At 37.9% G+C, this 804-nt stretch carries 1 protein-coding gene; it reads left to right on the forward strand.

The window, feature by feature from the left end:
- Positions 1–654: IS30 family transposase (locus HT723_RS11740; RefSeq protein WP_240154968.1), on the forward strand; the 654-nt coding region annotated here is incomplete at its 5' end.
- Positions 655–804 lie beyond the last annotated feature (150 nt).

Consider the following 804-nt stretch of genomic DNA (forward strand, 5'->3'; position numbering starts at 1 on the left):
AAATCTCAATTCAAGAAGAAAAGAAAGCGCTTTAAAACCAGTAGACCTTTTCGTAAGGTTTGCTTGATGTACCAAGATGAGGCTGGTTTCGGTAGAATCAGTAAACTGGGATCTTGTTGGGCTCCAATAGGAGTAGGTCCACATGTCCATAGTCATTATATACGAGAATTTTGCTATTGTTATGGAGCTGTTGATGCCCATACAGGCGAATCATTTTTCTTAATCGCTGGTGGATGTCATACTGAGTGGATGAACGCCTTTTTAGAAGAGCTTTCACAAGCTTATTCAGATGATTATCTTTTACTCGTTATGGACAATGCCATATGGCATAATAAAAGCGCTGAATCGGTCAATCAGGCTTTAAAACTCATCTTAAAACAAGACAAGATTCTGTCCATCACGGCAGATAATGGTACAGAATTTAACCGCTTGTCTGATGTATTTTCTGAGGAACATATCTATTATGCGCACCCCTATGCCTCTTGGGAAAGGGGAACTAATGAGAATCACAACAGGCTCATTCGGAGATGGTTACCTAAGGGAACTAAGAAAACGACTCCCAAAGAAGTCGCATTCATCGAAAATTGGATTAATAACTATCCTAAAAAATGCTTGAACTACAAATCACCCAGAGAATTTATTCTTCATGGCTAACTTGAACTTGAAATTTGGCTTACAAGAAGAAAGTACAGTTTTGGGAGTTCCGTGTTATACTATTGGAAACCAAACTGCTAGACCAGAAACTTGTATTAACGGGACAAATACATTAATCGGTTATAGTGTTAAAAAAATCCTTGAAAATCA

Origin of the sequence: Streptococcus sp. 2106 (assembly GCF_013277315.1) — a bacterium.
Classification (GTDB): domain Bacteria; phylum Bacillota; class Bacilli; order Lactobacillales; family Streptococcaceae; genus Streptococcus; species Streptococcus pseudopneumoniae.